This window comes from Rhodococcus sp. KBS0724, from assembly GCF_005938745.2.
Lineage (GTDB): Bacteria > Actinomycetota > Actinomycetes > Mycobacteriales > Mycobacteriaceae > Rhodococcus_F.
In genome coordinates this window covers 4,287,292-4,300,580 of record NZ_VCBX02000001.1, presented here as the reverse complement: position 1 = coordinate 4,300,580, position 13,289 = coordinate 4,287,292, and the positions used below count along the sequence as shown (strand labels likewise).

General features: G+C 62.8%; 14 protein-coding genes. 7 read left to right on the top strand and 7 right to left on the bottom strand.

All coding sequences use genetic code 11. The features are described 5' to 3' along the window. On the top strand, positions 1–1,503 hold the full coding sequence (locus FFI94_RS19825) for a sensor histidine kinase (RefSeq protein WP_138869332.1): 1,503 nt from the start codon (positions 1–3) through the stop codon (positions 1,501–1,503). A 126-nt stretch (positions 1,504–1,629) separates the two neighbouring features. On the opposite strand, the gene FFI94_RS19820 is transcribed toward FFI94_RS19825, so the two are convergent. Both FFI94_RS19820 and FFI94_RS19815 read right to left on the bottom strand, forming a co-directional pair. Beyond that, positions 1,630–1,884, bottom strand: a complete 255-nt coding sequence (locus tag FFI94_RS19820) for a WhiB family transcriptional regulator (protein WP_003940950.1) — start codon at positions 1,882–1,884, stop codon at positions 1,630–1,632. Between the two features lie 253 nt (positions 1,885–2,137). Further along, a complete protein-coding gene (locus FFI94_RS19815; protein WP_138869331.1) occupies positions 2,138–3,094 on the bottom strand; it encodes a diacylglycerol kinase family protein in 957 nt (318 codons plus the stop codon). Positions 3,095–3,135: 41 nt separating this feature from the next. Here FFI94_RS19815 and FFI94_RS19810 point away from each other — a divergent pair, with 41 nt between their 5' ends. Further along, on the top strand, positions 3,136–3,615 hold the full coding sequence (locus FFI94_RS19810; RefSeq protein ID WP_138869330.1) for a hypothetical protein: 480 nt from the start codon (positions 3,136–3,138) through the stop codon (positions 3,613–3,615). Positions 3,616–3,619: 4 nt separating this feature from the next. Here FFI94_RS19810 and FFI94_RS19805 read toward each other — a convergent pair whose 3' ends face one another. Both FFI94_RS19805 and FFI94_RS19800 read right to left on the bottom strand, forming a co-directional pair. Beyond that, on the bottom strand, positions 3,620–4,099 hold the full coding sequence (locus FFI94_RS19805) for a GNAT family N-acetyltransferase (protein ID WP_138869329.1): 480 nt from the start codon (positions 4,097–4,099) through the stop codon (positions 3,620–3,622). A 5-nt stretch (positions 4,100–4,104) separates the two neighbouring features. Next, complete coding sequence (locus tag FFI94_RS19800) at positions 4,105–4,725, bottom strand: acid phosphatase (protein WP_138869328.1); 621 nt, start codon at positions 4,723–4,725, stop codon at positions 4,105–4,107. Positions 4,726–4,809: 84 nt separating this feature from the next. Here FFI94_RS19800 and FFI94_RS19795 point away from each other — a divergent pair, with 84 nt between their 5' ends. Continuing rightward, the gene (locus FFI94_RS19795) at positions 4,810–5,607 is read left to right on the top strand and encodes a ParA family protein (RefSeq protein ID WP_138873300.1); all 798 of its coding nucleotides are present in this window, start codon (positions 4,810–4,812) and stop codon (positions 5,605–5,607) included. A gap of 7 nt (positions 5,608–5,614) precedes the next feature. Here FFI94_RS19795 and FFI94_RS19790 read toward each other — a convergent pair whose 3' ends face one another. Together FFI94_RS19790 and FFI94_RS19785 are read right to left on the bottom strand one after the other, a co-directional pair. Next, complete coding sequence (locus FFI94_RS19790; protein WP_138869327.1) at positions 5,615–6,817, bottom strand: PQQ-binding-like beta-propeller repeat protein; 1,203 nt, start codon at positions 6,815–6,817, stop codon at positions 5,615–5,617. Between the two features lie 9 nt (positions 6,818–6,826). Beyond that, entirely contained in the window at positions 6,827–8,416 is a 1,590-nt protein-coding gene (locus FFI94_RS19785; RefSeq protein WP_260684214.1) for a DEAD/DEAH box helicase, read from the bottom strand. 429 nt (positions 8,417–8,845) lie between these two features. Between FFI94_RS19785 and FFI94_RS19780 the strand changes: the two genes are divergently transcribed. Both FFI94_RS19780 and FFI94_RS19775 read left to right on the top strand, forming a co-directional pair. Beyond that, entirely contained in the window at positions 8,846–9,541 is a 696-nt protein-coding gene (locus FFI94_RS19780; RefSeq protein ID WP_138869325.1) for a ferritin-like fold-containing protein, read from the top strand. Positions 9,542–9,646: 105 nt separating this feature from the next. Further along, positions 9,647–9,877 carry a DUF3107 domain-containing protein gene (locus FFI94_RS19775; protein ID WP_033231168.1) on the top strand — a complete coding sequence of 77 codons (231 nt, stop codon included), beginning with the start codon at positions 9,647–9,649 and terminating at the stop codon, positions 9,875–9,877. Positions 9,878–9,977: 100 nt separating this feature from the next. Here the strand turns inward: FFI94_RS19775 and FFI94_RS19770 are convergent, their stop codons facing one another. Continuing rightward, positions 9,978–10,640 (bottom strand): TetR/AcrR family transcriptional regulator, encoded by a 663-nt coding sequence (locus FFI94_RS19770; protein WP_138869324.1) that lies wholly within the window; start codon positions 10,638–10,640, stop codon positions 9,978–9,980. A gap of 285 nt (positions 10,641–10,925) precedes the next feature. Here FFI94_RS19770 and FFI94_RS19765 point away from each other — a divergent pair, with 285 nt between their 5' ends. Further along, on the top strand, positions 10,926–12,056 hold the full coding sequence (locus FFI94_RS19765; protein ID WP_138873299.1) for a DUF3152 domain-containing protein: 1,131 nt from the start codon (positions 10,926–10,928) through the stop codon (positions 12,054–12,056). A gap of 42 nt (positions 12,057–12,098) precedes the next feature. Then, positions 12,099–13,286: an adenylyltransferase/sulfurtransferase MoeZ gene (gene moeZ / locus FFI94_RS19760; RefSeq protein WP_138869323.1), complete on the top strand. Its 1,188-nt coding sequence runs from the start codon at positions 12,099–12,101 to the stop codon at positions 13,284–13,286. Positions 13,287–13,289 lie beyond the last annotated feature (3 nt).

The following is a 13,289-nucleotide window of genomic DNA, read 5'->3' as shown; positions in this document are numbered from 1 at the left end:
ATGTCCACGCTCAGCGACCTCCTGGCCGAACACACCGACCTCCCCGGCGTCGCCGTCGATCATCTGCAACGGGTGGTCGGTGAGTGGCAACTCCTCGCCGACCTCTCGTTCGCCGACGTCCTCCTGTGGGTGGCCGCCGAATCGGATCAGTCCGAGCCGTCCGGAAGCGTGATCTGCGTCGCGCATTGCCGCCCGACCACTGCGTCGACGGCGTTCCCGGAGGACGCTGTCGGAACGCTCGTGTCGGAGTCCGAGCATCCGCAAGTTCTGCGTGCGTTGGTCGAGGGACAGGTGGTACGGGCGGAGGACGCAGACTGGCGCGAAGGTATGCCGCCGCGCCGGGAGGCATTGCCGGTGCGACTGGACGGCCGTGTCATTGCCGCCCTGAGTCGCGATACCAACCTGTCGCAGCAGCGGGCGCAGAGTCCGTTGGAAGTGGCATACCTGGATTGTGCCGCCGACCTGTGTCAGATGATCAGTGACGGCACGTTCCCGGTTCGGGAATCGCGTTCGGATACCAACTCGAGTCCGCGTGCGGGCGACGGTTTCATCCGGCTCGATACCGAGGGAAGGGTGGTCTACGCGAGCCCGAATGCGTTGTCGGCCTATCACCGGATGGGGTTGAGTGCGGACCTCGTGGGCCAGGATCTCGCCGCGGTGACGCGGATGCTGGTGACCGACCCGTTCGAATCGCAAGAGGCTGCCGGCTACATCCGAGATACTTTGGCGGACAAGCCCGGTCGACGGATGGAGATCGAAGCGCGCGGTGCGACCGTGCTGCTGCGTGCGTTGGTTCTCAAGCCGGGTGGACGCCATGTGGGCGCTGCTGTTGTCGTCCGTGACGTCACCGAGGTGAAACGGCGAGATCGTGCCCTGCTCAGCAAGGACGCGACCATCCGCGAGATTCACCACCGTGTGAAGAACAATTTGCAGACCGTCGCGGCGCTGTTGCGCCTGCAGGCTCGGCGAACCAGCAATGACGAAGCGCGTCAGGCCCTGACCGAATCGGTACGACGAGTGACGTCGATTGCGTTGGTGCACGACACGCTCTCGATGTCGGTGGACGAGGAAGTCGACCTCGACGAAGTGATCGACCGGTTGGTTCCGATGCTTTCCGATGTCGCGGGAGTCGGTGCGCCCGTGACGATCCGGCGTGAGGGCAGTTTCGGGGTGTTCTCCGCCGAGCGGGCGACGCCGCTGGTGATGGTGCTGACGGAGTTGGTACAGAACGCGATAGAGCATGCGTTCGATCCAGGCGTCGCCGGCACCGTGACTCTCAGCGCGGAGCGTTCGGCGCGGTGGCTGGACGTGATCATTCACGACAACGGGCGTGGTTTGCCTGCGGGTTTCAGTCTCGAGAAATCCGACCGTCTGGGGTTGCAGATCGTGCGGACGCTGCTCGGTGCGGAGCTCGGTGGTTCGCTCGGATTGCACCCGGGAAGTGGCGGCGGAACCGATGCGGTGCTCCGTGTGCCGCTCGGCAGGCGAAGTGCGCGTTACTGATTCGCGTCGATCGCGATATTTCGAGCAGACAAAAAGCCCGGCACCATGGTGTGCCGGGCTGTCGTCTTCGACGGCAAAACGGGAGGGGCTGTACTCGCGTTCTCGTCGAACGTCTGAGGTACTTGCCTAGACGGAAGTGCGTGCGCGAGTACGTGCGTTGCGACGCTTGAGTGCGCGACGCTCGTCTTCGCTCATGCCGCCCCATACGCCTGCATCCTGACCGGACTCGAGAGCCCAGGACAAGCATTCGGCGGTGACGGGGCAGCGGTTGCAGACAACCTTGGCATCAGCAATCTGTGCGAGGGCCGGTCCGCTGTTTCCCACGGGGAAAAACAGTTCGGGATCCTCGTCGCGACAGATTGCGTTGTGGCGCCAGTCCATCCTTTTCGCTCCTTAAGCTGGGTGTGAATACACCGTTTGGTACCAATGAGTTTGTGTGTGCGTAATCAATGTTTCCGCACTGTTACTTGTGAATGCTTTCACGAACTCGCAGTATGTCAATAGATTTCGACAGGTTCGTGGGCCAACTCACTAAATTCGGACGTACCGGTTGGCAACCTTGTAGTCATCGGCATTTTACCGGAGCGCAATGGCGTTTTTCCACTGTTTATGCAGGTCAAAGCAGTTGTGTGGATCACGCGGGAAGCGGAGCGAACACCTCGAGCGCGTCCGGTACGGCGGTAAATTCGACCGATTTGCGTAGTCCGATGAAATCTCCGTCCATCTGAAAACCGATCGGCCGTGACGATTCGATGGTGATGGTTGCGACGTCATCGGTGCGTACGAGCACTTTCGATTTCGGTTCCGCGCCGCTCGCCAACAGTTGCCGGACAACCTTCAGCGAGGGAAGGACTTTGGTGCTCGTCATAGCGAAGAGTCCGAGCCCCGAGTCGAAAGTCGTTCCGGGATTGGTGTGTACGGGGCGCGCTTCGAGATAGGTCCACGGGCTGGAATTGGACACGAAGGCATAGTGGACGCCCGGAATCGGATCCTGGCCCGGAAGGTGGACGGTCAGTGCAGGTTCGGCTCGCTTGGCCCGGAAGAATGCGGCGATCGCGGTGCGCACGTATCGACTCGGTGTAGCAGGATCACCGTTCTTACGACTGGCGTCGACGGCCTCGCACACATCGGCGTCGAGGCCCATGCCGGCGTTGAACGTGAACCAACGATTGTCTGCGTGTGCGAGTCCGATGCGTCGACGCGTCCGCTCGCTCAGGAGATCGATGAGTTGATTGGTGGCGTCGACAGGATCAGGCGCGATACCCAACGAGCGGGCAAATACGTTGGCTGATCCACCCGGAACAACCGCGACGGTCGGAATGGGTCCGACGGGCACGGCTTTCATCGAGGTGGGGTGCGGTGACCCGAGAAGGCCGTTGACCACTTCGTTGACGGTGCCGTCGCCGCCGTGGACGATCACCACACCGAAACCGTCTTCGTGTGCTTGCCGTGCGAGTTCGGCGGCGTGACCCCGGTGGGTTGTGTGCGTCACGGTCAGTCGCACCCGGCTCTCGAGAGCGTGAGCCAACAGATCACGACCGGCCGCGGTGGTCGAGGTGGCATTGGGATTGACGATCAGCAGTGCGCGCACGGGGCATCAGCCTATCCGGTGTCGTGTTCTAGGCTGGTCTCGTGCCGAATACTGCCAGTCCGAATACCCTTCCCAACACAGTCAGGTGGGCGGGTGCCCTCGTGACGCTGCAAGGTCTTGTTGCAGCCGGCTTTGCCGTGGTAGCGGTAATTCGGGGTCTGACCGGGCACGATCAGAGCGTGACCAACGGGTACGGGTTGGCCGCGTGGGTGGCGATTCTCGGTGGTGCCGTGTTGGCCGCGGGTATCGCGCTATTGACGGGCCGGCGGTGGGGACGAGCTATTGCCGTTGTCGCGCAGCTGCTTCTTCTGCCGGTTGCCTGGTCGCTTTTGACCGACTCGCACCAGGTGTTTCTCGGCGTTGTACTCGGCGCGGTTGTTCTCGCCACGCTGGTTTTCCTGTTCTCCGCGCCCACGTCCAAGTGGATGGCGCTCGAGTACGGATCGTTTTCCGACGAGATCGAGACCGAAGAGACCGAAACGGCCCAGGACAAGACAAACCAGGACAAGACCGACAGCTGAGGCTCTAGCGAGCCAGCGCGGCCAGCGAACCCAGGTGGTCGCCGGTCAGTCGGTAGGTGGTCCATTCCGTTTTGGCCTCGGCGCCGAGGGACTCGTAGAACTCGATGGACGGTGTGTTCCACTTGAGCACCGACCACGACAGGCGTGAGTAGTTGTTGTCCGTGCATTCCTTCGCGAGCGCCGCCAACAAGGCTTTGCCGTGGCCTGATCCGCGCTCGGAGGGCTTCACGTACAGGTCTTCGAGGTAGATGCCGTAGACGCCTTCCCAGGTCGAGAAATTGCGGAACCACAGCGCCATGCCGACAACATCGCCATTGTCGGAGACCGCGACATGGGCAAAAGCGGACGCCGCGTCACCGAAGAGGGCTTCGCTGATCTGCGCGGGCTTGACGGTGCACTCGTCGATGGCCTTCTGATAGTCGGCCAGTTCGTAGATCATGTCGGTGATCGGCTGGATGTCGGCGGGAGTGGCGCGTCGGATCATGGCACTCACCCTTCCACGAGCGGTGGCACGTTGTGGTGCAGGAGATGGGTCGACCCGTGTTCGTACCCGAGCACGGAATAGGCGCCGGGGGAGAGGGCAAATCGTCGGCCCTCGGAGACGGGCAGTTCGAGCCATCGCGATATGAGAGCGCGGGAGAAGTGCCCGTGTCCGATCAGGATGACGTCCCGCTCGGGCAATTGGGATGTCACGAGGCTCAGCACCATATCCGTGCGGGCGCCGATCTCATCGGCATGCTCGCCGCCAGGGCACGGATGAGTCCACACGGTCCACTCGGGGACGCTTCGCCGAATTTCGGGCGTGGTGAGTCCCTCGTAGTCCCCGTAATCCCACTCCGACAATGCATCCCATGTCCGCTCGTCCGGAAGGCCGGCAAGGTCGCCGGTGCGTTGGGCGCGCAGCCGTGGGCTGGTCAGGATCATGGGATTGCGGAGGCCGAGTGCCCGAATGCGGTTGCCGGTCGCGGTGGCCTGGATCTCGCCGAGCGCGGTGAGTGGGACTTCGGTGCGGCTGGTGTGTTTACCGCTGCGGGCCCATTCGGTTTCGCCGTGACGTAGGAGAATCACGCGGGGATCGGACGTGCCGGTGCTGCGAACCGAAGAGGCCATGTGCCCATCATTGCAGGACAACTCGAGACGCGGCATCCGCGTGTAGCGTTCGCCTCTTCGCTCGAAATGCGCAAGGATCTATCTGTGACGACGGTTCTCGCAGTGGCAAATCAAAAGGGCGGCGTGGCCAAGACCACGACCGTCGCCTCCCTCGGTGCGGCATTGTCCGCCCTCGGTCAACGCGTACTGGTGGTGGATCTTGATCCTCAGGGATGCCTGACGTTCTCGCTCGGACACAATCCCGATCGGCTCGAACGGTCGGTCAACGAAGTCCTGGCGGGGGATCTGGACGCCGCCGATGCAATCCTGCCGACCGGTGACGGTATGGACCTGTTGCCGGCAACCATCGATCTGGCGGGAGCGGAGGCGCTCCTGCTGATGCGTCCCGGCCGGGAGTTCGCGCTCAAGCGTGCACTGTCTCCGCTGCTCGGAAACTACGATGTCGTCATCATCGACTGCCCGCCGTCGCTGGGTGTGTTGACGCTCAACGGATTGACGGCGGCGCAGTCGGTTCTTGTTCCGCTGCAATGCGAAACGCTGGCGCATCGCGGTGTGGGGCAGCTTTTGCGAACGGTCCGCGAAGTGCAGGCCATCACCAATCCGGACCTGGTTCTGCTCGGTGCACTGCCGACGCTCTACGACGCTCGGACAACGCACAGTCGTGACGTTCTCGCCGACGTGAGCGATCGCTACTCGTTGCCTGTGCTCGCTCCGCCGATCCCGCGGACCGTCAAGTTCGCCGAGGCGTCGGCGTCGGGTGCGACGGTCTTGGCCGGCCGAAAGAACAAGGGCGCCGACGCGTATCGCGATTTGGCGGCGAACCTCGTAAAGCATTGGGCCGGAAGCGAAGTCGTCACCTTTGTGCCGGATCTGACGGTCTGACGGTAGTTCAGCGCAGCGCGACCAGGGTGCCGTCGCGCTGTTCGAGGACAGTGTCGCCGGCGCTCGCGATGACGATCGGTGACGTGACGTCGCCGCGGTCGACGCCGATCATGCGGATGACGGCGCCGTCGGCGGGGTTGATCACGGTAATCCCGTTGGGTACGGGGACAAGCAGTTGATCGGACACCAGGGTGCCAGGGCCGGAGGTTCCCTCGACGATCCAGGTGGGGGTCAAGTCGTTCGATCGAAGATTGATCGTCTGGGTGCCTGTCCACCAGGTGATGGAATTCTTGTCGACACGTAGGGTTGCGCGCTCCGAGTCGACGCCCTCGACGGGGTAGTCGACCAGTGCGGTGCCGGCGCCGTCGAAAATGCTGAGCCGTGAGACGGTTCCATTGCCGGCGGGGAGATAGACGGCGGTCTTTTCACCGGATACAGCGACTACGCGGGCACCCTCGGAATCCGGAAGGACAACGGTGCCGTATTCCTGCGGTTCCTGTGCGTCCTTCGGTGCGGGATTGATGATCGTCAGGCGGTTCGACGCGTCGCCCTCGCATTTCTGGAGGACGGATACACGGCTGGAACTGGAAGCGGCACTGAGTAATTCGCACCCGGCGTGCGGCTGCTTGTTGGGATTGACCGGGGCGTCGACGCGGCCGTACTCGAGTGTGCGCACCAGATCGGAGCGCCACAGTTCCATGCGGGTGTCGCCGAGTGAGATGACATAGGTGCCGTCGGCGGACAGCGTCACCGACGGGTCGGCGTCGCTGTTGCGCTGGTCTTTACGCGCTCCGGTGTCGGCAACCAGAGAGGTGACCTGTGAGCACCCACGATTGTCCTGGTACACCGCGACGACTCGATCCCAGGATCCGATAGCTCCGCACAGCGGATAGTTGCGCGAGTAGCGCCACACTTCGTCCCCGGTAGCCGGGTCGCGCCCGACCACGTCTGAGCCGTCCGCTGTGACTGCCGCGTTGCCCACGGCGATCGGAGCCGTGGAGTCCGCGCTCGGGAACGCCCACACTTCACGCAAGACGTCCGGAAGAGCCACGGACGTCGTCAACGGCGGGAGAGTCGTGTCAGCGGTGACCGAGGTGGTTCCGCGCGCATCACTGCGCAACCACACCACGGTCACCGCCACGATCACGGCCAGCGCGATACCGAGCGCCGCGATTACATCAGAGCGAGTACGCCGTTCAGGTGCCAGCACATGGGGAGCTTACTCTGCTGCGGCTGCCGCAACGGCTTGCGCCGGGCGACGACGACGGCGGCGGCGCGGCTTGGATGCGGCGTCGGAGTCGGCTGACGCGGCAGCATCGTCGGCAGGTGCAGCAGCATCCGCAGTAGGTGCTGCTGTGGTCTGAGCTGCTGTGGTCTGAGCTGCTGTGGTCTGAGCTGCTGTGGTCTGAGTTGCGTCAGCTGACTCGCTGCCCGCCCGGGTACGGCGACGGGTCCGGTTGCGGCGAGGAGCGGCCTTCTCTTCGGTGCCGTCGGAGTCGGCAGCAGCCTTCTTTTCCGCGTTCGCCTTTTCGGGTGCGGCTTGTGCCTTCTCCGGCGCAGCCTTGCGGATGGTCCCCTTGGCGTCGGCCGGGATGGACAACTCTTCGTACAGGTGCGGAGAGCTCGAGTACGTCTCGACCGGGTCGGGCATTCCGAGGCTCAGTGCCTTGTCGATGAGCTGCCAGCGAGGGATGTCGTCCCAGTCGACCAGCGTGACGGCAATGCCGGTGCGTCCGGCGCGGCCGGTGCGGCCGATGCGGTGGACGTACGTCTTCTCGTCTTCAGGGCACTGGTAGTTGATGACGTGGGTGACGTCGTCGATGTCGATACCGCGAGCAGCGACGTCGGTGGCGACCAGAACGTCGACCTTGCCGTTGCGGAAGCCCTTCAGAGCCTTCTCGCGGGCGATCTGTCCGAGGTCACCGTGGACGGCGCCGACGGAGAAGCCGCGCTCGGCGAGATCGTCGGCGACTTTCTGGGCGGTGCGTTTGGTGCGGGTGAAGATCATGGTTGCGCCGCGACCTTCGGCCTGCAGCACGCGGGCGACCATCTCGGCCTTGTCGAGTGCGTGTGCACGGTAGATGTGCTGGCTCGTGCGATCGTGCACGGCGGACGATTCGGCTTCCTCGGCACGGATGTGCGTCGGCTGCGTCAGGAAGGTGCGCGCCAGGGTGATGATCGGGCCAGGCATGGTCGCGGAGAACAGCATCGTCTGACGCTTGTCGGGGACCATGCCCATGAGGCGTTCGATGTCGGGCAGGAAGCCGAGGTCGAGCATTTCGTCGGCTTCGTCGAGGACGAGAACGCCGACCTTGCCGAGAATCAGGTGCGACTGGTTCGCGAGGTCGAGCAGGCGGCCCGGGGTGCCGACAACAACGTCGACGCCCTTCTGGAGTGCCGCGATCTGAGCTTCGTAGGGACGGCCGCCGTAGATGGGCAGAACCTGGAGACCGCGATCTCCGACGCGGAGGTACTTACTGGCGTTCTCGAGGTCGCGAGCAACCTGGATGCACAGTTCGCGGGTCGGGACGATGATCAAGGCGCGGGGCGTGCCGTCGAGGGCAGCGGTGCCATTGGAGGCAGTGGCGATGCGGTGCAGCAGCGGGACGCCGAAACCGAAGGTCTTGCCCATTCCGGTGCGGGCCTGACCGATGAGGTCGTCGCCGGCGAGAGCCAACGGAAGTGTGAGTTCCTGGATGGCAAAAGTGCGTTCGATGCCGATCTCGTTCAGCGCGCGGACGATTTCGTCGCGGACACCGAGTTCGGCAAACGTCGGGGGTACATGGGTGTCGTCGAGCTGGACTGACACGGTGTTTTCTGTTGCTTCGTCTTCGTGGTCGATCGTGATCTTGCTCAGGGGACTAGCCTTTCCTCGTTGCGGTACGCACGCACAAGGTAAGGGGCCTGGCCGTAAATCGGCCGAAGTCGATGCCCTCTTGTTCGTCGGCCTTGCCTACGCCTCAGCACTGGGGTTTCGCGGACCGATGTTCTGATGCCGTCCGTGAAATCTCGGCGAAGCGGGCAACAACCTTCGATGCAGGTGCGCGCACATTATCTGTGGGGTCCGTGAGTACTAGATCATCCCCGCTGAATGAACGGGCGGGGGAAACTAAGCGGACTCCCGAAACCATTGTAACGGTAACCGGGCAATTCCCAGCAAAGCATGGCCTAGATCACCCCTGTCGACATGGGGTGATCGAGGGGACCGAGCGGGGATGTGGCACTAGAGTTCGTAGGCATGGGCGCACACGATCTTGATGCTTCGACTGACACTGGAACCGCCGGCCGGGTGCCTTCCGACCATCCCGGCGTGATCGATTTGTTCGCGGTACTCGCGTACGGCGAGATATCAGCGTTCTATCGCTTGTCCGAAGACGCGCAGATGGCACCTGACCTGCATGGGAAGGTTGCATTTGCCAGCATGGCAGCGGCCGAGATGGCGCACTTCGAGACGTTGAGTACAGCTCTGACGGAACGTGGGCACGAGATTTTTGCGGTCATGGATCCCTTCGTTCGAGCACTGGACAACTACCACGCGTCGACCACCCCGTCGACGTGGATGGAATCCCTCGTGAAGGCGTACGTCGGCGACGGAATTGCTGCCGACTTCTATCGGGAAATCGGTCACTCGTTGCCGGAGGACGTGGCCGAGATCGTCGAGGACGTTCTCTCCCAGACCGGACATTCCGAATTCGTGGTCCTCGAAGTGAAGGCCGCAGTGGAGGCGAGTAGCCGCGTCAAGGACCGTCTCATGCTGTGGGGACGCCGACTGCTCGGTGAGGCGATCACCCAGGCGCAGTTTGTTCTCGCACAGCGCGACGATCTCACCGACCTGGTGATTTCCGCCTCGGGTGATCTCAATGGCGTGGTCGCGTTGTTCGACGGTATGCAGGAAAAGCATGCCGAGCGGATGGCCACGCTCGGACTGGTCTGAGCCTGTTCGCTATCGGCACAGAGCGGCAGCGAGCATGTGGGAGTGATGCTGCACTAGCCTGGCCAGGACAGCTGATGTATTTCACGAACAGTTCGGAGGTTGACCGTGGAGGTCAAGATCGGTGTAATCGACAGCCCGCGTGAGCTCATCGTCAACAGCGAACAGACCCCGGACGAGGTTGAGGCATTGGTCTCAGGCGTCCTCGGTGGCGGCGAGCCCGTTCTTTCGCTCGTCGACGACAAGGGCCGCAAGTTCCTGGTGCAGGCGAGCCGCGTTGCATACGTGGAGATCGGTCCGTCCGATATCCGCAAGGTTGGGTTTGCGCCTACCGTCTGATGCGTTAGGTAAATGAAAAAGGCGGGCAGTCTCGGATGAGACTGCCCGCCTTTTTTCGTCGAACGTGTTCAGGACTGCAGTGTTTTAGGACTGCAGTGTCTTAGGACTGCAGTGGCACTCTCGACAGACCGCCCCACGCCAGAGTCACCGTGATCTCGATGGCTTCTTCCTTGGGGATCGGGCGAGCTGCCTCCAGCCAGTACCGTGCTGTGTACTGGCTAGCGCCCACCAGGCCGACGGCAAGGATGCGCGCCCGGTAGGGGTCGAGGCCGGAATCGTGGCTGACCAGGTCGAAGACTGCGTCGACGCACGCTTCGGTGGCTTGCTCGACCCGCGTCTGGACCTGCGGCTCACCCATGATGTCGGACTCGAAGACGAGGCGGAAGCCCTGTGAATCGTTGTCGACAAAATCGAAGAATGCCTGCACGGCGGCGCGTACGCGTTGTTTGTTGTCGGTAGTGGAGCGCAGGGCCTGTCGGACACCGGAGATGAGACTGTCGACGTAGCTCTGCAGAACTGCTACATACAGTTCGAGTTTGCCTGGGAAATGCTGGTACAAGACCGGCTTGCTGACGCCCGCGCATTCGGCGATCTCGTCCATACCCGCAGAGTGGTAGCCGTTGGCTACGAACACCTCGCTGGCAGCGGCGAGGAGTTGGAGTCGGCGTGCATCTCGCGGAAGGCGGGTGCTGCGACGGGTTCCAGCCGGCTTACCGGCCGATGTACCGCGATCGGATTCTGTCCGATCCGCGAGTTCTGTCATGTCGCTGTCCAATCTGAGCAAAAGTAAAATTCGGCCGCGGCACGAATATGTCGAGTCACGAATGCGTACTCGCCAGTATCCTCCGTCACATCGGCCGTAGCTGAATGAACGATACCGTGTGTCGCGCGCTCGCGTTTTTCCGTCTCGGCAAGCGGAATCCTCGATCGGTCTGATGTGGTGGTCGGCACATCTGACACGCCCTTGCCTGCGGGTTTTGCGCGGTCGGAGCCTGCCGCTTGTGGGATGTGAGATTCTGGAGCCGTGACTGACCCAGGGGGACCGCGCATGCGTGGACGATCTACGCAGAACCCTGACCGTGACGAGCTTCGAATGCGCAGCGGAGTGAGCGAGCCGTGGGGCAACCCCGACGGTGAAGAGCGTGTGCAGGAAGCGCCGATGCAGGAAGACCGTACGCACGAGGACCGTATGTACGGAGAGCGCGACTACCGAGGAATTGCGTCGCACCAGCCGTTGCGAGCGCAGTGGGATCCCACGAAGAGACAGGTGGGAAAGACCCCACGCACCCCGCGGCCGGATCGCAGCGCCCGCAAGCAGAGCCGGTTGGGCAAGTTCGTTGCGACGTACGGGTGGCGGGCGTACGCAATTCCCGTGCTCGTGATTCTGACGATATTCGTGATCTTCGACGCTCTGCGTTCCGATCCTGTCTCGGATTCCTCGTCGTCGACGAAGGCAACTGCCGATCTCGCGCACAGCACCGACGGGACCGATGTCATCGGGGCGCCGCCGGCTGCCGACGGCCAGTTCGCGGCGTCGATACCGTCCGGAGCGCTTCCGGAGGGCGGACCGTTTGCGGTCACCGGTGGTGGCACGTGGCACATCGTCCCCGGAACTACCGGCAAGGTCGGCCAGGGCACGGAGCGTGAGTTCACCTATACCGTCGAAATCGAGGACGGTGTCGATACGACCGGATTCGGTGGCGACGAGTCGTACGGCCGGATGATCGATCAGACGCTGGCCAATCCCAAGAGTTGGACCAACGATCCGAAGGTTGCGTTCCGGCGGATCGATTCCGGTTCTCCCGATTTCCGTATCTCGTTGACCTCCCAGATGACCATCCGTGAAGGTTGTGGCTACGAGATCGAACTCGAAGGCTCGTGCTACAACCCGGGTATGGATCGAGTTCTGCTCAACGAGCCGCGATGGGTTCGTGGAGCAATCTCGTTCCAGGGTGACATCGGTTCGTACCGGCAATATCAGATCAACCACGAAGTCGGCCATGCCATCGGGTACGCCCAACATCAGCCGTGCGAAACCGAAGGTGGTTTGGCGCCGATCATGATGCAGCAGACGTTCGGAACCGCGAACAACGACATCGCGGTCCTCGATCCGGACGGGGTCGTCCCGATGAACGGACTGACCTGCCGCTTCAACCCGTGGCCGTATCCGAGAGCGTGAGCCGTATCCGAGAGCGTCAGTAGCTAATTCAGGAGTTTGAGCGTGTCCGCATCACCCGTCGTCCTGCCACCTCTGGTGGAACCAGCCACTGAGTTGAGCCGGGAAGAAGTTGCCAGGTACAGCAGGCACCTGATCATTCCGAACGTCGGGATGTCGGGTCAGAAGCGACTCAAGAACGCGAAGGTCCTGTTCATCGGGGCCGGCGGACTCGGATCGCCCGCTCTGCTCTACCTCGCTGCGGCGGGAGTGGGAACGATCGGCATCGTCGATTTCGACGAAGTCGACATGTCGAATTTGCAGCGGCAGGTCATTCACGGCCGCTCGGACGTCGGCCGCTCCAAGGCGGTCAGCGCACGCGAGTCGATTCTCGAGATCAACGACCACGTCGACGTGCGCTTGCACGAGTTCCGCCTCGACAACTCCAATGCGGTGGAATTGTTCTCGCAGTACGACCTCATCCTCGACGGCACCGACAACTTCGCGACGCGCTATCTCGTGAACGACGCGGCCGTCATCGCAGGCAAGCCGTACGTGTGGGGTTCGATTTATCGCTTCGAAGGCCAGGTTTCCGTGTTCTGGGAAGACGCGCCGGGGGGAGTGGGTCTGAACTATCGCGATCTGTATCCCGAAGCTCCGCCGCCGGGCATGGTGCCGTCGTGTGCGGAGGGCGGTGTGCTCGGCGTCCTGCCCGCCACTGTGGGTTCGATCATGGCAACCGAGGCCGTGAAACTGATCACGGGAATCGGCGAACCGTTGCTGGGCCGCCTGATGATGTACGACGCGTTGTCGATGACGTTCCGCACAATCCGGTTGCAACGTGATCCGTCGCGGACGCCGGTAACGGAACTGATCGATTACGACGAGTTCTGTGGCGTGGTGTCCGACGAAGCGAGTGCCGCTGCGACCGGTTCGACGATCACCGCACCCGAACTCGCGCAGTTGATCGCGAGCGGTCGCGGGTTGCAGCTCGTTGACGTGCGAGAACCCGTCGAGTGGGACATCATGCACTTGCCGGATGCGGTTCTGGTTCCGAAGGGGCGGATCGTCTCGGGTGAGGCGTTGGCGTCGTTGCCGCAGAACAAGCAGATAGTTCTGTACTGCAAAACCGGTATCCGGTCGGCCGAGGCGCTTGCTGTCGTCAAGAGCGCGGGGTTCGCCGATGCCGTCCATCTGCAGGGTGGTGCCATCGCGTGGGCAAAACAGGTGGATACTTCTCTGCCGCTCTACTAGGCG